Annotated in this window: 15 protein-coding genes; 9 read left to right on the plus strand and 6 right to left on the minus strand. The window is 46.7% G+C overall.

Going from position 1 to position 20,206, the window contains the following annotated elements:
* Positions 1–70: 70 nt before the first annotated feature.
* The gene (locus QUB63_RS01545; protein WP_332943002.1) at positions 71–364 is read right to left on the minus strand and encodes a hypothetical protein; all 294 of its coding nucleotides are present in this window, start codon (positions 362–364) and stop codon (positions 71–73) included.
* 405 nt (positions 365–769) lie between these two features.
* Here QUB63_RS01545 and QUB63_RS01550 point away from each other — a divergent pair, with 405 nt between their 5' ends.
* A complete protein-coding gene (locus QUB63_RS01550) occupies positions 770–1,678 on the plus strand; it encodes a LysR family transcriptional regulator (RefSeq protein WP_332943003.1) in 909 nt (302 codons plus the stop codon).
* A gap of 77 nt (positions 1,679–1,755) precedes the next feature.
* Here the strand turns inward: QUB63_RS01550 and ispD are convergent, their stop codons facing one another.
* A complete protein-coding gene (gene ispD / locus QUB63_RS01555; RefSeq protein WP_332943005.1) occupies positions 1,756–2,439 on the minus strand; it encodes a 2-C-methyl-D-erythritol 4-phosphate cytidylyltransferase in 684 nt (227 codons plus the stop codon).
* Between the two features lie 341 nt (positions 2,440–2,780).
* Here ispD and QUB63_RS01560 point away from each other — a divergent pair, with 341 nt between their 5' ends.
* The 5 genes from QUB63_RS01560 (at position 2,781) to QUB63_RS01580 (ending at position 10,274) form a co-directional block, all read left to right on the plus strand.
* The gene (locus tag QUB63_RS01560) at positions 2,781–3,743 is read left to right on the plus strand and encodes a glycosyltransferase family 9 protein (RefSeq protein ID WP_332943264.1); all 963 of its coding nucleotides are present in this window, start codon (positions 2,781–2,783) and stop codon (positions 3,741–3,743) included.
* A gap of 158 nt (positions 3,744–3,901) precedes the next feature.
* Positions 3,902–5,815 (plus strand): efflux RND transporter periplasmic adaptor subunit, encoded by a 1,914-nt coding sequence (locus QUB63_RS01565; RefSeq protein WP_332943006.1) that lies wholly within the window; start codon positions 3,902–3,904, stop codon positions 5,813–5,815.
* Between the two features lie 265 nt (positions 5,816–6,080).
* Entirely contained in the window at positions 6,081–9,233 is a 3,153-nt protein-coding gene (locus tag QUB63_RS01570) for an efflux RND transporter permease subunit (RefSeq protein WP_332943007.1), read from the plus strand.
* Between the two features lie 102 nt (positions 9,234–9,335).
* A complete protein-coding gene (locus QUB63_RS01575; RefSeq protein WP_332943008.1) occupies positions 9,336–9,821 on the plus strand; it encodes a hypothetical protein in 486 nt (161 codons plus the stop codon).
* A gap of 288 nt (positions 9,822–10,109) precedes the next feature.
* Complete coding sequence (locus QUB63_RS01580) at positions 10,110–10,274, plus strand: hypothetical protein (RefSeq protein ID WP_332943009.1); 165 nt, start codon at positions 10,110–10,112, stop codon at positions 10,272–10,274.
* Between the two features lie 11 nt (positions 10,275–10,285).
* Here QUB63_RS01580 and QUB63_RS01585 read toward each other — a convergent pair whose 3' ends face one another.
* From QUB63_RS01585 to QUB63_RS01600, 4 genes are all read right to left on the minus strand, one after another.
* Positions 10,286–11,758 (minus strand): sensor histidine kinase, encoded by a 1,473-nt coding sequence (locus tag QUB63_RS01585; protein WP_332943010.1) that lies wholly within the window; start codon positions 11,756–11,758, stop codon positions 10,286–10,288.
* A gap of 343 nt (positions 11,759–12,101) precedes the next feature.
* On the minus strand, positions 12,102–13,046 hold the full coding sequence (locus tag QUB63_RS01590) for an FTR1 family iron permease (RefSeq protein WP_332943011.1): 945 nt from the start codon (positions 13,044–13,046) through the stop codon (positions 12,102–12,104).
* 77 nt (positions 13,047–13,123) lie between these two features.
* A complete protein-coding gene (locus QUB63_RS01595) occupies positions 13,124–14,170 on the minus strand; it encodes a helix-hairpin-helix domain-containing protein (protein ID WP_332943012.1) in 1,047 nt (348 codons plus the stop codon).
* A gap of 165 nt (positions 14,171–14,335) precedes the next feature.
* The gene (locus QUB63_RS01600) at positions 14,336–15,340 is read right to left on the minus strand and encodes a multicopper oxidase domain-containing protein (protein ID WP_332943013.1); all 1,005 of its coding nucleotides are present in this window, start codon (positions 15,338–15,340) and stop codon (positions 14,336–14,338) included.
* A gap of 344 nt (positions 15,341–15,684) precedes the next feature.
* On the opposite strand from QUB63_RS01600, the gene rppA reads away from it, so the two are divergent.
* The 3 genes from rppA (at position 15,685) to htpG (ending at position 20,111) form a co-directional block, all read left to right on the plus strand.
* Complete coding sequence (gene rppA / locus QUB63_RS01605; protein WP_332943014.1) at positions 15,685–16,374, plus strand: two-component system response regulator RppA; 690 nt, start codon at positions 15,685–15,687, stop codon at positions 16,372–16,374.
* 162 nt (positions 16,375–16,536) lie between these two features.
* Complete coding sequence (rppB, locus tag QUB63_RS01610; RefSeq protein WP_332943015.1) at positions 16,537–17,868, plus strand: two-component system sensor histidine kinase RppB; 1,332 nt, start codon at positions 16,537–16,539, stop codon at positions 17,866–17,868.
* A 254-nt stretch (positions 17,869–18,122) separates the two neighbouring features.
* Positions 18,123–20,111, plus strand: coding sequence for a molecular chaperone HtpG (gene htpG / locus QUB63_RS01615; protein ID WP_332943016.1), 1,989 nt, complete (start codon positions 18,123–18,125; stop codon positions 20,109–20,111).
* The last annotated feature ends 95 nt before the right edge of the window (positions 20,112–20,206 follow it).

The raw sequence follows: 20,206 nt of genomic DNA on the forward strand, positions 1-20,206 counted from the left end.
GGGTTCCCCCAAAATCTTTGATAATCGCAAACAATCCCTAAAAACCCGCCCCCACACAACCAACAATCTACTATTGACAATAACGGCCATCGATCCAAGCGCGTATTTCGTCATCCGTGGCTGCGGAGGTATAGCGACCTGTCGCCCGATCGCAACCGTGCCAGCAAGTGTTACCATTGCGATCGCGCGTCTGCCAAATTCTGACTTCGTTCTCGCCGGAGGCGGCGGCGAGCAAACCTTGCCAAAGTTGATTCATAGCTGAAAAGAGCGAGATACCTTTTTGTTTTTTGGCATATTTAGCTCGCTCGCCAATCGAAACAACTCTTGTTTTTTCGGGAGACAGCCGATTTTTGCAAGTAGACATAGCAAACACCTTCAAATCCTCAATCAAACAGGAATTGCACCATCAAAAATTACAGCTATAAATTACAATAAATTGCTGGCATTTACAGCATATTTTTATCGCCTTACAATTCCTGGACACTCTTGTTTTTTACGTGATGAATCAACGATAACTCTTGCCTAAATAACAATCAAATCATTGCTTGCATAGGTTCTATGAATAAAATCGATAGATATATATACCAACCGCGCCCGACGCTTAGTATGACGTTATTAATTGCTGAAACCCTTGCGTTCGAGTTTTTTTTCATTCTTCCGTCTTCCCTCTGTCAACTGTCAACCCCTCGGCTTCGCTCGGGGCAAGCTGTCAACTGTCACAGGTCAACTGTCACAGGTCAACTGTCAACTCTTCCTTCTAGGAAACGCTATGAACGAAATCAACACGCGGCGGATGAAACTCTCTCAGATTCAGGCTTTGATAGCAGTAGCCGACTGTGCAAACTTTAGCGGTGGGGCTTTGCAGTTGGAACTGTCACAATCCGCAGTCAGCCACGCCATCGCCTCTTTAGAAGCAGAATTGGGAGTGCAATTGTTCCATCGGGGGCGACACGGTGCTCAACTGACGCCGGTGGGGGAAAGGGTGTTGCTTCACGGGCGTCAAATTGTGCGATCGTTAGAAATGATGGTCAAAGAAGCCGATTTAGAAAAAGGTTTGCAGGGAGGCCAGGTGCGGATAGTGAGTTTTCGGAGTGTCGCAACTCATATCCTACCGGGTATTATTGCCCAATTTCGCGATCGCTTTCCCAAAATTGCCGTCAGCATTACCGAAGTGTATTATACCCAGGCTGTGGAAGAAGCTTTGCGATCGGGCAAAGCAGACATCGGCTTTGTTTCTCTTCCCATCGGCGACGAATTTGAAACTAGAGTAATTTTGCGGGATAAATATGTTGTGTTGCTGCCGCCAACTGCCAAATTGTCAAGTGCTAAAATTACCTGGAAAGAATTAGCGGCTTATCCGCTGATTTTGCAGCCGCCGGAAACTGCTTGTTCTATACCGCTTCGCAAATATTTAACAACTTCGGAGTTTCCCTTAAATATCGCTTACGAACTCAGCGAAGATTCAACTATTGTCAGTATGGTCATGCAAGGTTTGGGTGCAGCAATTATGCCGCGTTTGGCGGCGGAACCGATACCTGCTGAGGTGAAAGTTTGCAGTTTACCCGCAGCTTTTGAAAGGGTAATTGGGGTGGCTGTTTTGAGGGATGCGCTGTTGATTCCGGCCGTGTTTGCATTTTTGGATGTAGGATGTAATTACCAGAAAAAATCGGCGGTTTAAAGTATTAATTCAAGAATAATCGGCGGTTCAAACCGCTTCTCGACAGACAAAACCTGCCGGCGCAGGTTGCAGAGAATTTATCCGTATCTTCCGCGCAAAATGAATTCTGCCACGCTCAAATCTACGGGCGTTGTAACTTTCAAATTAGTCTCTTCCCCCTCCACAATTTGCACTGGTAAACCGCATTTTTCAAACAAAGCTGCATCGTCTGTAACTTCCCAACCCTTCTGTCGCCCTTGTTCGTGACACTGCTTTAACAATTTCACTTCAAATCCTTGGGGAGTCTGGGCAGCCCACAAGTTGCGCCTGTCCGGCGTGTCTCGCACGATCCTAGACTCGTCTACGACCTTAATCGTATCCTTGACCGGGACGGCGACAATCAAGCCCGGACAGCTCAAGAGAGCTTCGGAAGATCGATCGAACAATTCAGGAGTTGCCAAACACCTCGCGCCGTCGTGAATCAAGACTCGATCGGCATTTGGCGGCAAAGCCTGCAAGCCGTTGTAAACTGACTCTTGCCTGGTAGCACCTCCTTGAATCAGTTCGACGGGCTTCACCAAAGCTAAATCGCTGATAATTGCCTTAAAATCAGGAAAATCCTCAGGCTGGCCCATGATGCCGATCCAGCTAATCTGCTGCGAAGCTTCAGCAGCGGCCAAAGTCCAACTCAGCAAAGGTTTAGAGAGCAAAGTCAGCAGCAGTTTGTTCCGCTGACTCCCCATCCGTCGCCCCGAACCCGCCGCAGGAATTAATAAGTGCATTAACTAACCCTTCTTCACCCAACTAGGTATATATTAAGAGCGTTCTGTACTTTTGGGTCAGTTATTTAGCTGTCAGCCAGTAGCTTTTAAGGCAATACGCGATTGTTAAGACCGATCCCCCCGGCGCCCCCCTAAAAAAGGGGGGAACAAGAGAGTTCTTAAAGTCAACCCCAACTCCCGCAACGATTCGGGGGAGTTGGGGGTATGCTGCAAGGATCTCCGGGGGATAAACAGTGTTAACCCAACGGTATTGGCTTTTAACGTCTAAAAATACTATAAGCTGATAGCTGAAAGCCGATCGCTGAGAGCTACCTCGATAGATAATAGCCCGATCGTTTATGATGCGAATACTAGCACTTGTCCCAGGCGGGATTGGCGACCAAATTTTATTTTTCCCTACCCTTGATGACCTCAAGCAGTCTTATCCAGAGGCTCAGATTGATGTCATCGTGGAACCGAGGGCGAAGGGCGCTTACCGAGTCTGCAAGTCCGTCAAAGAAGTCTTGACGTACAATTTCAAAGACCGCAATGCGATGGCAGATTTGGGCAATTTACTGGGCGTAATTCGCGATCGCGAATACGAAGCAGTTGTTTCCCTAGGCCAGCGGTGGACTGTCGGACTGCTGCTGTGGCTGACAGGCATTCCCCAGAGAGTTGGGTATTCGGGAACCAACGGCGCTCGATTTCTCACCGATTCCGTACCTCTGAAAACTGACCAGTACGCAGCTTCAATGTACCACGATTTGCTGCAAGGATTCAACATTAACAATCCTTGTCCGGCGATCGCAATTAATGTACCAAAACAGGACATTCAGTGGGCGGAAGCCGAACAGCAGCGGTTGGGAATCAAAGAAAGCGGTTACATTCTAATTCACGGCGGTTCCAGTCAATTAGCTTTGTCTAAAGGTATTGACAAAATTTACCCTATAGACAACTGGCAGCAAATTATCCAAGACTGTCAGCAGCGACAGCCGAATTTACCCGTTGTGGTGGTGAAAGGTCCCGAAGATGAAGCCTTCGTGAAAAAGTTAGTCGAGCTCTGTCCGAGTGTAAAAGTTATCTCGCCGGATGATGTCGGCAAGTTGGCGGCCACCATTGCTGCTGCTAATTTGATGATGTGTACTGACAGCGCGCCGATGCACTTGGCTGTAGCAGTTCAAACTTATACAATAGCTTTGTTCGGCCCGACTGAACCTGCAAAATTGCTGCCCAAGAGCGATCGATTTTTGGGAATTAAATCTCCTACTGGCAAAATGGCTGACATTTCTCCTCAAGAGGTTTTGAAGAAAGTGTGGGGCGGCTAATTTAAGAGGGCGGGTTTTGTACAGGAATTATCTGTTATGTGGAAGTTGGCGTGCTTAACCCGCCCCTACAGCAATGAGGTTTATTTAACTTATTTCATCCTGATTTCATATTTGTCTGCAAAACTGAGGATTGAGTTCAGATTCGCCCCTACTCAATCATGCCCCTAATAAAGCTCTACCGCATTTCTGGGTTAATTATCAGCCTCGCATTCCTCACCTCTGGCACCGCCGTTTTCGCCCACGCGGGACACGGAAATGAATTTCATCAAAGCGGCGAAGCAACTCAAACTCCTGCTGCTATTTCTGTCGATGCCTCCACAGCAAAACGGTTAGGAATTAAAGTCTCCCCGGCCACGCGCCAGCGACTGGATATCGGCATCAAAACCACAGGACAAATTGAAACTTTGCCCAACCAAAAGGTAGAAGTGACGGCTCCGGTGGCTGGGAAAGTGGTAGAGTTGCTAGTTAAGCCTGGGGACAAAGTATCAAAAGGTCAACCGGTTGCTGTTTTGTCGAGTTCTGAATTAGGACAGTTGCGGGTTGAATCTCTCTCGAAACGTGCCGAAGCTGAGGCAGATTTGCAGCAAGCGCAAGGGGATTTCAAACTAGCCCAAGAAAATTACGATCGCCAAATTCAAATATCTGAAGCCGAAATAACACAAGCCCAAACTCAATTAGCAGCAACAACTAAACAGTACGAGCGAGAGCAAGAATTAGTAAATAAGCGCTCTGTTGTGAAAGTTGCTAAAGAAAATTATCAGCGTCAGATTGAAATAGCGCAAGCAGAAATAGCGCGGGCGGAAACTGAACTGACTGTGGCTAAAGAACAGTACGATCGCGATCGAGAGTTAGTGGCGTCAGGTGCGATCGCGCGGCGTACAATGCTGGAATCGCAAGCCCACTTCGCCGAAGCAAAAGCCAATGTTGCGAAGGCAAAAAGCCGTCCCGAAGTTATCAAAGCCGAAACCGAAATTAAACAAGCTGAAGTAGACCTGCCCGTGCGGGAATTGCGCGATTCCCAAGGCAAGGTGGCAGAGGCAAAAGCTCAACTCACCAAGGCTCAGAGCCGCCGGGAAGTGTTGGAAGCCGAGAATCAAGTCAAACGCGGCAAAACTGCCGTCGCCGTCGCTCAGTCGCGCATTCGCTTAGCCGATGCAGCCTATCAAGCGCGCCTGCAACAATTAGGGACTGTTGCGAATGAGCAGGGACTTGTCACCGTAATTGCTCCGATTTCTGGTACGATTGCCGATCGCTCCATCACTCCAGGAGAATCAGTAAACGCTGAAAAACCGTTGATGAGCCTCTTAAATGACAGCCGCGTTTTTGCTACAGCTAACATTTACGAAAAAGACCTGAATCAGGTAAAACAGGGCCAGGAAGTCAGGGTGAAAGTTGCTAATTTGGGCGATCGCACTTTCAAAGGAAAAATCACCTTAATTGGCTCATCCGTCGAAGGAGAAACGCGAGTTGTGCCGGTGAAAGCAGAACTAGATAATAGTAACGGCGAATTAAAGCCTGGACTGTTTGCGGAGTTGGAAATTTTAACCGACAAAACTGCCACAAATATTTTAGCAATTCCGATGGCGGCGGTAGTAGATGTTAGCGGTAAAAAAACCGTTTACGTCCAAAATGGTGATGCTTATCAAGCTGTTGACATTGAAGTCGGTCAAACTGCCGGAGATTTAGTAGAAATTAAGAGCGGTTTATTCGATGGAGATTTGATTGTAACGCAGCGCGCACCTCAACTTTACGCCCAATCTCTGCGGGGCGGCAGCAAGTCATCAAAAAACGAGGAAAAGAAAGAGGCAACTCCCAAGGTAACAGAGGTTAATTTGAATAATTTGCCTGTGTCTTTATTGTGGGCGGGAGTTGGGGGAGGAATTGCGATCGCCTCCGTGACTTTTGCAGCCGGAGTATTTTGGGGAAATCGGCGCAAATTGCCAGCAATAGCAGCGGATTCTGCAAATAATAGTTTTTCGGCTTATACACCAACCTTGGATGATGAATTACTGTTAGACAATGACAACCATCACGTTAAAACTCAAGAGACAAAAGTCAATATTTTGAAGTAAAAAAATGCTTTAATATCGCAATTTGATTTACACAAGTACGCCTCTACAAACCAATACGCTTCAGCTAAGCTCGATCCCCCCTAACCCCCCTTAAAAAAGGGGGAACAAGAGAGTTCTTAGAGTCCCCCTACATTAAAAAGGGGGCAACAATAGAGTTCTTAAAGTCGACCCCTACTCCCCTTAAGAAGGGGGATTTAGGGGGATCTCCGGGGGATTAACAGTGTTAGCTGAACGGTATTGCTCTACAAACTCAAAAAATCATAAAATGTTCAGCACTATTCTGAGATGGGTAATTAACCGCCGCTGGCTAGTCGTTCTCGCCACCATTATTATTAGTCTTTGGACATTATATATCATCCCCCAAATGTCGCTCGATGTCTTCCCGCCTTTTGCGCCCCCGCAAGTCGAAATTCAGACGGAAGCACCGGGCCTCGCACCCGAAGAAATCGAGTCTTTAGTAACACTGCCGATCGAAAGTGCAATTAACGGAACTCCGGGAGTAACAGCAGTGCGATCGGCTTCCGCTGTGGGCCTTTCTGCTGTTAAAGTTATCTTCGATTGGGGAACAGAAATTTATCAAGCGCGCCAGTTGATAACCGAAAGGTTGCAGCAAGCTCAAAGCAAACTCCCTGCTGGCGTAGAAACACCGCAAATTTCTCCGAGAACTTCTCCTGTCGGCCTGGTAATTACCTATGCTTTTACATCAGAAACTACTCCTTTGATGGAAGTGCGCCGTCTGGTTGATTGGCAAGTTACAAATCGCCTTCTAGCCGTGACTGGGGTTGCTCAAGTGGTGGCTTACGGCGGCGAACAAAGGCAGTATCAAGTCTTAGTAGAACCTGCAAAGTTGAAAGCTTTTAATGTGTCGTTGCAGCAAGTGGCCGAAGCGGCGCAGGCTGCGAATGTTAACGCACCGGGAGGGTATTTAATTACGCCCGATCGCGAAACGTTAATTCGGGGCGTGGGGCGGATTGAGTCAGTGGCAGATTTGCAGCAATCTGCGATCGCCTCTCGCCAGGGAACGCCCGTCAGAATTGGTGATGTCGCCGATGTCAAGATTGGTGCTGCAATCAAGCGGGGAAACGGCAGTTTTAACGGCAAAAAAGCTGTGATTGTGATGGTAAACAGGCAGCCAGTTGCTGATACTCCGACGGTAACGAAAGCGGTTGAGGCGGCAATGGCTGAGGTACAGCAAGCTCTGCCCAAGGATATTAAGGTAACAGTGACTTTCCGTCAGGAAGAATATATCAATTCCTCGGTGGAGAATGTGCGATCGGCTTTAGTGGAAGGCAGTATCATCGTCACTGCAATTCTCATCCCGTTTTTGATGAATTGGCGCACTCTGACGGTGGTTTTGCTCGATTTCTTCCTAACTTGGCTGTTCGGGCTGCTGGCGATGTATTGGCTGGGATTGGGACTGAATACGATGACTTTGGGGGGTTTGTCCGTGGCGATCGGAACTGCGATCGACGATGCGATTGTCTATGCAGAAAATACCTACCGCAATTTGCGAGAAAATACTGCTTCTGGGCATCCGCGCCCGGTAATGGATGTGATTTTTGACGGCAGTCAGGAGGTGCGAGATTCGTTAATTGGAGCGACGGTAATTGGGATTGTGGTGTTTTCTCCTATTTTTACTTTGCCCGGTGTAGAAGGTCGCATTTTTACGCCGATGGGGATTACTTATTTGGTAGTTGTGGTGATTTCTAGTCTAGAATCGCTGCTCGTTTCTCCGGCTCTTTGTGCTATTTTGTTGCCTAACAAACGCATGAGTTCCGAGGAACCTTGGCTGCCGAGATTTTGCAAGCGTATCTATCATTTTTTTATCCAATTGTCAATGCGATCTTCGGGAATTATTTTAGCTTTAGCTGCTGCTAGTATGGTGGCTGCATTAGTTATTTTGCCTTCCTTTGGACGGGTGTTTTTGCCGGAGTTTCAGGAGCAAACTTTGGTGAATACTATTCTGCTTTATCCGGGGGTGTCTTTGGAGACGACGGATAGCGCGGCTTTTGCGATGGAAGATGCTCTTAAGGACGATCGCAGGTTTGAATACGTGCAAGTGCGATCGGGCAGATCTCCGGGTGATGCTGATGCTGCGGGAGTGAATTTAGCTCACATCGATATCGGTTTGAGCGAAGAAGGGATGAAAAATCGGTCGAAAACTTTGGAGTCTTTGCGGCAGGAATTTGCTAAATTGCCGGGAGTTGCACCAAATATCGGCGGTTTTATTTCTCACCGGATGGATGAGGTTTTGTCTGGTGTCAGAAGTCAGATTGCTGTCAAAATCTTCGGCCCGGATTTGGATCAACTTCGCAGCCTCGGTGCCCAAGTTGAAGCGCAAATGAAAACAGTTGAAGGAATTGTGGATTTGCAACTAGAACCGCAGGTGCCAGTGCCACAAATCCAAATTAAGTTTAACCGCCAAGCTGCGGGTAGATACGGTTTGAAAATTGGTGAGCTTTCTGAAATAATTGAGACAGCTTTAAACGGCAAGGTTGTTTCTCAAGTTTTGGAGGTGCAGCAAACTTTTGATTTAGTTGTTTGGTTGCAGCCGGAAGCCAGAAACAACCTCGAAACTATTCAGAATTTGTTGGTTGATACCCCCCCTCTTTCCCCCCCTTATAAAGGGGGGGATGAAAGGGGGGGTAAAATTCCCCTGGCGCAAGTTGCGACTGTTAAATACGGTACGGGCCCAAATACGATTAATCGCGAGAATGTTTCTCGGTTGATTGTGGCGGCGGCTAATGCTAAAGGTCGGGATTTGCGATCGGTTGTGAATGAAATTCAAGCTAAAGTCAAACGGGAGGTGCAGTTGCCGAAGGGCTATTTTATTCAGTACGGCGGTCAATTTGAGGCGGAACAAAGGGCTTCGCAGAATATTATGGTGTTTAGCGCGATCGCCTTTTTGGTAATTACAGTATTGATGTACTTGTCCGTCAAGTCAATTCCCTCAACTGCTACGATTATGATTAATTTGCCGATCGGCTTAGTTGGAGGAGTAATTTCTGTAGCTTTGACGGGCGGCATCATCTCTGTAGCTTCCCTGGTTGGCTTTGTCACATTATTCGGCGTAGCTACCCGCAACGGCTTGCTGTTAGTAGACAACTACAACACTAAATTTGCCGAAGGAATGCCCTTTAAAGAAGCTATTGTTAAAGGCTCGATGGAACGGCTCAACGCCATCCTGATGACTGCTTTAACTTCTGCTTTGGGCTTAGCACCTTTAGTCTTAGAAGGCGGCCCTGGCAAAGAAATTTTGCAACCTTTGTCAGTAGTAGTTTTAGGAGGATTATTTACTTCTACTGCCTTAACTCTGCTAGTTTTACCAGCTTTGTATGCTCAATTTGGGAGGTTTTTACGACCTCAACAACCTCAGCCTATTGTTGAAGATGAAAAAGCAGGTTTAACTGCTTTTTAGCAACGATTCTGGCTATTGCTGAATAATTTTTGATAATTTTCCTTGACGCCCTGTTTTAAAATGCCATAATCTACAAATAATTGTCCGCCAACAGTAAAGCACATGAAAACAATCAAATCAAGTTTAATTATTCTCGGCAGTGTCGGATTGCTGTTTTTGGGAGCTTGCGGTAAAGGCGACGAAGCAAGCGATACAAAAATCACTCCAACACCCCCTCCTGCTGCCTCAAAACCTGCCTCTTCCGCTCCCGCCGCTGCTCCTGCTGGTGCAAAAGGAGCTAAAGGCGGTCAAGTTGTCAATGCTGGAGCTTACCATTTAGAGTTTGTACCTGAAAAAGAATCTACTGGAACTCACTTAGATTTGTATGTGCAGAAAGGCGATAAAAAGGAAACAGTGCCTAACGCGAAAGTGTCGGCACAAGTGCAGTTGCCGAATGGAAAGCAGCAAACGCTAGCCTTCAAATACGATCCGGCCGACAAACATTACACTGCTGTGTTTCCCGTCAAAGGTGCGGGTGAGTATCCTGTGAAAGTAAATGCGGATATTAAGGGAGAAAAAGTGAACGGTCGTTTTACATTCACTCAGTAATTTGAGTTGAGTTTATTTGTGAAAGCCCGGTTTGTTTTGAGCGATCGGGTTTTTCTTAATTTAGAGTCGAATAATTAATTCTGTCCTGGACGAAACTGGGACATTAAAAAAGGTACGTAGTTGCGCTTTAGCGCTAAAGCGCAACTACGTACCTTTTTTTTTAACTATTGTGATACTTGTGTAAGTATTGTAATTGTTAAATAGCTAAAATTTCCTCCCTATTTGATTCCTGACAGCAAAACTAATAAATAAGAACACCAATTAGTTAAGTTTTCAGGGATTACAGGGATGAAAAAGTTAATTTACGCTGCTGCATTTACCTTCGTGCTGGCATCTAATGCCCCTGCTACTATTGCGGGAGGAGCCATGCAAAATGCTAATGTTCCTCACCTTTGCACGTATCCGCGTTTATTGTGGCACGGGCGTCCCGCCCGTTGCGCTACCTGCCGTTAAAAACCCCCAATTCAAACGGCCTCCTGCATTTGCAATAACCTGCTAGTTTCTGACTTCGGCTGCCTGATTGGCAGCGAAATTACAAACTCCGTACCTTCTCCAACTCCCGAAAGGCACTCCAAGCAACCGCAGTGCTTTTCTCGAACAATCTCGCAGCTAATTGATAACCCTAAACCCGTTCCTTTACCGACGGGTTTTGTGGTAAAAAAGTGATTAAATATTTTAGCCTTGACTTCTTCTGTCATTCCAGGGCCGTTGTCGGAAATGCGGACGATTGCCCGATCGCATTCTGCCACTTCCGTACAAATCTGAATTGTCGGACAGCTTCTCTGGGCATTCAAAACAGGCGAATTAGAACAGTCTCGCAAAACATCAATGGCATTGCTGATAATATTCATAAACACCTGATTTAGTTGCCCTGCATAACATTCTACCAGCGGCAAGTCGCCGTAATCTTTAATCAATTCGATAGCAGGACTTTTGCCGTTCGCTTTCAGTCGGTGCTGGAGAATTAACAGCGTGCTGTCGATTCCTTCGTGAATGGAAGCCAAACTCATGCCGTCTGTATCTAAACGCGAAAAATTACGCATCGACGAAACAATCACGCAAATTCTGTCAGTTCCTACCTTCATAGAAGCAAGCAGTTTTGGCAAATCTTCGCTGAGAAAATCTAGTTCTACTGTCTCAATTTGCTCCTGAATTTCTGCTACCGGATTGGGATAATATTTGCCGTATAAGTTGACCAGACGTAACAAATCTTCAACATAATTGCGGGCGTAGGAGATGTTCGCATCAATAAAGTTGATGGGATTGTTAATTTCGTGGGCAATTCCTGCTGTCAGTTCACCCAAAGCTGATAATTTTTCGGTATGTACTAATTGAGCTTGGGTTTCCTGAATTTTTTGCAAAGCTCGCTCTAGTTCTTGCGCTTTTTTTCTCAATTCTGCTTCGGATTCTTGCAGCGCTTTTTTGGCTTTTTTCCGCTCTAAAACTTCTTTGATTAAAGAATCATTTGCTTGGGAAAGTTTGGCAGTTCGGGCGTTAACTCGCTGTTCCAATACTTCGGCTAGTTCAGCGAGTGCTGTCTCAGCTTTCCGGCGTTCTGCAATCTCATTTTCTAATGCTAAATTTGCTGCTTCTAGCTTGGCTGGGCTGGGAAGTGCCAGTGCAAAAGGCATCAATGTTAACAGCAGGAAAACTGAACTCCCAGCTACGAAAGCGGTAATTGCTTTCATAAATTCTGAGATTAAAGATTCAGGAAACCAAACATACCATGTTTCCATAACATAGGTTGTGCCGCAGGCGACGAAAAATGTTCCAAATACCAGAAACATCCACTGAAACGGGATATCTCGCCCTTTGTAAAGGGCAGAAACCAGCATTGTTGGAATTGCATAATAGGAAACTACGATGATAACTTGCAGCCATTCCCAATGAGGCATTCCAGAGTTGGCTGAAACCGCAGCAATCGCTAAGCCAATCATAAAAAATCCTTAATTTGAATCTGGGAAAATTTCACTAATTTTACGTTCCTAGATAGATGCACCCTGTAGATATCAATACGGTTCACTTAAGGCAGATCCCCCCGGCGCCCCCCTTTTTAAGGGGAGTAGGGGGTGGGACAAGAGTATTCTCTTTCGTCCCCCTTCTTAAGGGGGATTTAGGGGGATCTCCGGAACATAAATAGTGTTAAGCTGTTGTGCATTTAAATTGTATATTTCGATGACAATCAAAAATCCTCTCCCCATCGGCTCCTCGAACACCATACACAATCTAGATGCACAACAGCTTAACTGAACCGTATTGCTGTATCTCGCACTTAATTTCCTATTTCGTCACCTGAGTTTTTTTGAATGGAAAAAACACTCGACCCGCCAGACTTTGAAAGTAAATGCCGCCAACGGTCATTAAGAACGCGAAATAAGCAAGGCCCTGCACCAAATAAAGCTTGTCCGTGTAGCCAAACAGCGCGCTCAGCAACAAACCGGGAAACTTTTCTTCGGGAAGCACTTTCGAGGTATTCCACACCATCGGCCCGAGAATGCAAGAGTGGACTTTGGCAAATCTTTCGTAATAGAAACACAGCCCTGCTGACTCGCGATTTGCTTGCGATAAAATATTCACCGCGCTGTCAAACAATCCCAAAGTAGATACCACTAAACCCGCTACAATGAACAGCAATAAAATGCCCATATATTTAAAAAACAGGCGGATATTAATTTTTACTCCCCATTTAAACAGCAGGACGCCGAGTCCGGTGGCTGAAAGTATGCCTCCCAAAGCGCCGAGGGCCGGAATAATGCCTTGTTGAAACTTAGCGACGACAAACAAAACAGTTTCAAATCCTTCGCGCAAAACGGCAATTAAAACTAAACTAAATACGCCCCAACCGGCATGAGAGTTTTGCGTTAAGGCAGCACTTACAGCGCCTTCGACTTCGGCCTTCATAAATCGCGCTTGCTTGGTCATCCAAATCAGCATCCAGCTCAGCATTGCTATTGCTACAAGCCCAAAGGTTGCCTCTAGCAGGGATTCCATAATCGGTGCAAAAGGCTGATTGGATGCGGACAAAATTTGAATAGTCCAGCCGAACAGTACACCTATTAAAGCGCTGGCAATAAGTCCGACGCCGACACCGCCGAAAACCCAAGGACTTAAATAACTTTGTCCCGACTTTTTGAGGCAAGCTAGAACGATTCCGACAACTAAGGCGGCTTCGACTCCTTCGCGGAGAGTAATTACAAATGTGGGCAATGCTTCGCTAAAATTCATCTTTTTAGTTTAGGTAATATGTGGAGGTAATTGGTAATTTTTTTACCAATTACCCCTGGCTGTTTGAGTTAACTTTTTTAGGATGCGGGTTTGAGAACTTTTTGGCTGTCGTTCTCGATCGCTTTAACTAGCTGGGTGACTTGTTCGGTGGTTTTTACGGGGGCTGGGGGCGCGATCGCAGTTGGCCAATTTGCCTTAAGTTCAGTCATGTTAGCAACAATTGCTTTGTCGGTTTCCGGGCTAGTTTTAGCCACTTGAGCGGCGATATCTTTGTACAGCATTTCCGCGTACATGACGAAACCCCGCGAATCTTGGTATTCAATAACTGCGGAAATTTTGCCGTTAGCAACTGCCGCTCCGTATTCGGAATTAGCTGTATCCAGCAAGCCGTTAATCACTTGCAGCACGAATTTCGGATCTTTGCGCTGCGCTTCGGGAAGGGCGGCAATTGCTTTATCTACAGCTTGCATAGATGCGGTAAATTCTGCATTCACTTGGTTCGCATCTTTTGCACCTGCTTTAACTAAATCCTGCAATTTAATTAAAGTATTCTTGAATTCCGGGATTTTGCGTTCGGAAAGCTGGTCTTCCACGTCGGCATAAATTTCTTCTACCGGGTGTCCGATGTGCGGTTCTGCTTGGTCTGCTTTGCCTGCCTCCAAGAGTTCTTTGGCTACGAAAAGATGCCCTTTCATCAAGCCCAATTTAGTCATGTAGTCTACATCTTTGGCTTCACCTGTGAGGACAACATCTTCAATAGTTACCAAGTCTTTGATTTGGTCGAATTGGGGTTGAGTAATGACATTTTTTGAAACCAATTCTTCGACTTTTGCGTAAGGACGGCTGGCTTGAATCTTGTTAGAAAGTGCGGGTACTCCTAACTTGGCTTCGAGTTTATCTAACTCCGAAAGCAAGGCAGTATTGATGTTAATCCCGCCCTTGCCACCACCGTGATTCATGCTGTGACCGCTTGTTGCTGCGGGACTGCTGGCGGTGACGGGTGAGGCGCCCGGTGAGGCCGCGCTGTCGGTGTTGCTGGCCGTGGGGGTGGAAACGCAACCGGCCAGAGCAACGAGGATGGCTGTAGCAGCGGCTGTAGGTAATAAGCGAAAGGATGGTAACATGGCAGTTGATGATTTTTACGTTAGGTTCAGTTGGGATAGCAAGCTATTAAGAAATATTCTCAATTATTCGCGAGCTACTAATTCTACCTATTTGTGAGAAATTTTGGTAGATAATTTAAGACTTTTTTAACTCTAATTGGTGCACGGGCTCGATCGCGATTCGGGTTAAGCGATGACTTGAAATAAACCCATGCAGCCTGCTTCGGCGATCGCATCTTGATGGGGATGAAACATATATTTTCCGCCGTAAGCGTAGCTAAATTCTAAAATATGTCTTTCAGCTACTCCCATTGTAATTACATCGGTTCTTTCGCTGGGAGTTAAAGTCATTCCCGTGCGATATACGTCAAAAAAGTTGGCGTGCAGGTGAAAGGTCACTGCCGCTTCGTACTCAATCATGTTCAGAACGTAAAGTCTGACTAGCTGATTTTTGTATATTGAAATCGGGTTTTCCATATAATAATGAGGTTGCCCGTTAAAAGCGTAAAGTTCGTTCTTTTTATCGTCGTTTACGTCATATCCTCCCATGATTAATATGATTTCGTCGGCGGGGGGTCTTGGTTTGGGCGGATCGATAATGAACATTCCATACAGTCCTTTACCGATGTGGCGCGTGACGGGGGCAACGTGACAGTGATATAGATGCACGCCGTAGGGAGCGGCATCGAATTCATAGATAAATGCCGCGCCGTTTCGGATCGGTTTAATGCCGTCCATTTCTGTGGGATGAACGCCGTGGAAGTGCAGCGAGTGAGAATGTCCGGCTTTGTTAGAAAAAATGACGCGGATTCGATCGCCCTCGGTTGCCCTCAATGTCGGCCCGGGCACGCGATTGTTCACATTCCAAGTGTTGAAAGTGACGGCGCTGTTAAGTTGGACGATCGAAGTATTAGCTTCCAAGCGAAATTCCCGCACCGTGCGCCCGTTTTCCCGCGTCACCGTGCCGTAATCAAAATCCCGCGCAATTTGCATCGGGTTGATACTGCTAGCTGCGACTGCATCGGCCGGCATTGGCGGTATTCTCGCCGCAGCCGATCGCCTTTGGGTAAAATTTTGCAGTGCGATCGCCCCGCCCGCTACCCCAGCACCAGCTATTCCTAACTGTAGGAGTTGGCGGCGACTCCAGCGCCCCGGCTTTTTAATGGCGGGACGATCGGATAAGTCTGTCATACTTCTTGAAAATTATTCTCAAAAATTGGGTCGCATTAGAGTATAAGACATTTCCAGCTTGTTGTCAATTATTGTCAACTATTATCTTTTTATGCGAACTCAGAAGATTTCATGCTGATTTCATGCAGCTATGCGATGCTAGCAGGTAGGGTTTAGTGCTATTGGCGGCCAACAATGTATAGAGATTTACCGCTTTCATTCAGTTGACAGTTGACCTGGGACAGTTGACCTGGGACAGTTGACCTGAAAGGAAGAGGATTGGAGTAATGAATAGTCTTCTTTTAATTTCTCAAGGGATCTCGGGGCTGGGGCTTTAAACCAATTCTTTCTGGTAAATTAATCTTATGAGAGTATTGCTAGTTGAAGACGAGCCCGATTTAGGAAAAGCGATCGAGCGCACCTTAAAGCAGGAAAAATACATAGTTGATTGGGCGCAAAATGGCAACGAAGCTTGGGAATATTTAGACAGTCAGTGGACGCAATACACCCTCGCTATTTTTGACTGGTTGCTTCCGGGATTGTCGGGAATAGAATTGCTGCGAAAATTGCGCGCAAAACACAGTTTTTTACCAGTTTTAATGCTGACAGCAAAAGACCGGATGGAAGATAAAGTAGCGGGATTGGATGCCGGGGCTGACGATTATTTAGTCAAGCCCTTCGGGATGGCGGAACTGTTAGCAAGGTTGCGGGCGTTGCAGAGGCGATCGCCCCAAATTCAGCCCCAACAGCTACAAATCGGAAATCTCGCCTTAGATTGCGGCAATCGCACAGCTTTTCATCTCAATCAAAGCGACAAAAACCAGGCAATTTCGCTGACTAACAAAGAATTTCAACTGTTAGAATATTTCATGAAACATCCGAACCAAATTGTCACTACCGACCAAATTCGGAATCAGATATGGGAAGCCAGTGCAGATACCTTTAGCAATGTAGTCGCCGCTCAAGTGCGCTTGCTGCGGCGCAAACTCGAATCAGTTGGCTGCGCGAATTTAATTGAAACCGTCCACGGCGTCGGATACCGGATGAGAAATTAAAGTAAAACCGATACTCCGGCAAGGGTTGAAACCCCTGCCTCAAAGCTAAAGTCCTCTAAAGAGGACTAATGAGTTCTTCAGTCCTCTTTAGAGGACTTTAACTATTAGCCAGGGAATTCATTCCCTGGCGGACTGTCTGACTGACAGCTTAAGTTATGAAAAATGAATCAAAATAAACTATTTAACCGAACTCGATCGCAATTAGCTCTTTCCTATGCGACAGTAATGGGTTTGATTTTAAGCTTGCTGGGATTTGGTGTATATAAGGCGATCGCCCACGCGCACTGGATCGCCATCGATCGCGAACTAGAATCGGTAGCGGGGACACTCCACGATAGCCTCGAAATCAAGCTACAGCAGCCCGGACGCCTGGAACCAATCGTCAATGAACTTTTGCCAAACCTCCGCGTAATTGGAGTTAACGGCGTTAAAGAACAGTTAGCCGATCGCCATATTTTAAGCGCGATCAACCAAAGCTATTACTATATCCGTTTATTTGACTATTCAGGAAATTTGATTGCTACAGCAGGCGCTTATCCCGAAGCATTGCCGCCGACATTTAACTCGAAACACTGGCAAACACTCGCTGACAGCCAAGGCAATATTTATCACCAAATTTCTGTATCGCTGCACACTCAAACGCAGCAAGATTGGGGATATTTTCAAGTAGGGCGGAGTTTGCAAGACTTCAACAGTTATCTCAGTACAGTGAAATGGATGTTGAAATTGGGATTGCCGGTCGCGTTAATTTTGGTGGGTTTTTCTAGTTGGTGGCTGGCAGGATTGGCGATGAAACCGATTTATTCTTCTTACCGACAAATCCAACAGTTTACAGCGGATGCTGCCCACGAATTGCGGACGCCTTTAGCGGCATCTCAAGCAACTGTAGAATCGGCGCTGTTGATGCCACAATTAGATGAGAAAGAAGCGCGGGAAGTTTTGCGGACTGTCGATCGCCAAAACCGCAGATTGACTCAGTTAGTGGCTGATTTGTTGCTGTTGGCGCGGATGGACTCTCAAGCGATATCGCATCGCCCTCAGCTTTGTTGTTTAAACGACTTGGTTGGCGATTTAGTCGAGGAATTGGCGGCTTTGGCGAGATCCTCCGAGGTAGCGCTAACATCCGAAATCCGCGTACAGCAGCAGTTGAATGTTGTCGGCGATGCCGATCGACTTTACCGTCTGGTTGCTAATTTAATTGTCAATGCCATTCAATACACTCCGGCGGGCGGAAAAGTCACAGTTATCTTAGATTGCAGTCACCAGGAGGCGATAATTCAGGTTCAAGATACCGGTATTGGGATAGCGGCGGCAGATTTAGGGCGCATATTCGATCGATTTTACCGAGTCAACAGCGATCGATCGCGCCATACAGGCGGTTCGGGACTCGGATTGGCGATCGCCCGCGCGATCGCCCGCGCGCACCGCGGCAGCCTCAGCGCCCGCAGCGAATTGGGTTTCGGCAGCACCTTTCTCCTGCGGTTGCCTTTGTGAGCTACTATGTGAGGGAAACCGAATCGTCTTTTTAGGGTAATCCCTTTTGCAGAAGATAGCGCGATCGCCGAAAATCATTAAGTAGCTAAGTAGGTAACGGCAAAAAAACCTAGTCTCTTGTAGGGGCGGGTTTAGCTAATAATTTATGAGACAAGCGAGAAAATGAGTGCAAAACCCGCCCTCCCTCTCCCCACCTAATGTTTATTTGTCACCACCTACTTATCAACAATTAGCATTCACCACACAGAAAAACTATGACAGTTTTAGAACAGGGAACAATCACAATCCATACCGAGAATATTTTCCCGATTATCAAGAAGTCGCTATACACCGACCACGAAGTCTTCTTGCGGGAACTAATTTCTAACGCCGTCGATGCCATTGCCAAACTCAAAATGGTTTCCCGTTCCGGCGAATACAGCGGCGACATGGGCGAACCGCAAATCAACATTGCAATTGACAAAGAAAACAAAACCCTCTCAATTTCCGACAACGGCATCGGCATGACCGCCGACGAGGTAAAAAAATACATCAACCAAGTCGCTTTCTCCAGCGCCGAAGAATTTATTCAAAAATATCAAGGCAGCGGCGACGACGCAATTATCGGTCACTTCGGCCTCGGTTTCTACTCATCTTTCATGGTGGCGAAGAAGGTAGATATTGAAACCCTTTCTTACCAAGAAGGCGCGCAAGCAGTACATTGGTCTTGCGACGGTTCCCCCGCTTTTGAACTATCAGAATCCACCCGCACCGAACGCGGCACTACAATTACTCTGACACTTCAAGATGAAGAACTGGAATATGTAGAACCCAGCCGCATCAAGCAGTTAGTCAAAACCTACTGCGATTTCATGCCGGTTCCCATCAAATTTGAGGGAGAGCAACTCAACAAGCACAAAGCAATTTGGCGGGAATCAGCCAGCAATTTGCAAAAAGAAGATTACTTAGAACTGTACCGCTACCTTTACCCGTTCCAAGATGAGCCGCTGCTGTGGGTACACCTGAATACAGATTATCCTTTCATTGTCAACGGGATTCTTTACTTTCCGAAACTGCGGCCGGATGTTGATGTCACCCAAGGCAATATTAAGCTATTCTGCAATCAGGTTTTTGTCAGCGACCACTGCGAAGAAATCATCCCTAAATTCTTGATGCCGCTGCGGGGAGTCATTGACAGTACCGACATTCCGCTGAACGTTTCTCGCAGTTCTTTGCAAAGCAATCGGACAGTGCGGAGAATCGCTGATTATATTGCGAAAAAAGTGGGCGATCGCCTGAAAGAACTCTACCGCGATGACCGCAACGAGTACATCCGCTGCTGGCAAGATATCGGCACTTTTGTCAAGTTTGGAACTCTCAACGATGACAAGTTCAAAAAACAAGTCGAAGATATCTTAATCTACCGCAGCACCTACGAGCCAACCGCCGACAAGCCAGAAACTGTGACGCCAGAAGTGCAGGTGCAAACTGAGGACGGAGATTTGTGGCAAGATGTCACTCCCAAATCGGACAGTTCTACTTCGACGCAACCTTACACGACGCTGAAAGAGTATTTGGAACGCAATCAAAAACGCCACGAAAATCGGGTGTTTTACTGCACAGATCCGGCGTCTCAAGCAACTTATGTCGCCCTGCACAAAAGCCAAGGTTTAGAAGTGCTGTTTATGGATTCTTTCATCGACACGCACTTTATCAGTTTCTTGGAACGCGAATACTCAGATGTCAAATTCTCGCGGGTTGATTCTGACATTGACGACACGCTAATTGACAAAGAGAAAGAAGCGGAAATTGTCGATCCGGCGACGAACAAAACTCGCAGCGAACAAGTTAAAGAACTGTTCCAAAAAGCTCTCAACAAGCCAAAAGTGAACATCCGCACTGAAGCTTTGAAGTCTGACTCTGCTGAGGCGGCGCCACCTGCGATCGTCCTGTTACCGGAAGCTTTGCGCCGGATGCGGGACATGACGGCGCTTTTACAGCAGCAAGCGGCCGAATTCCCCGAAGAACACGTTTTGCTGGTGAATACGTCTCACCCGCTGATTCAAAATCTGGCGAGTTTGAGTCAGGGTGCGATTATTCAAGGCGGTGGCGAGTCTCCGTCGGCGCAGTTGGCGAGCATGATTTGTCACCACGTTTATGACTTGGCTTTGATGGCGCAGAAGGGTTTCGATGCTGAAGGGATGCAGGAGTTTGTTGAGCGATCGAATCAAGTCTTGACAAAATTGACTGAGCGTGCAATGTAAGAACCCCCCCCAACCCCCCCTTAGCAAGGGGGGGAGCAAGAGTTGATTTTCCAAGCTTTGCGGGGTTTTGCAAAGTTGATTTTCCAAGCTTTGCG

This window comes from Microcoleus sp. ARI1-B5 (assembly GCF_036705795.1).
Taxonomy (GTDB): Bacteria; Cyanobacteriota; Cyanobacteriia; order Cyanobacteriales; family Microcoleaceae; genus Microcoleus.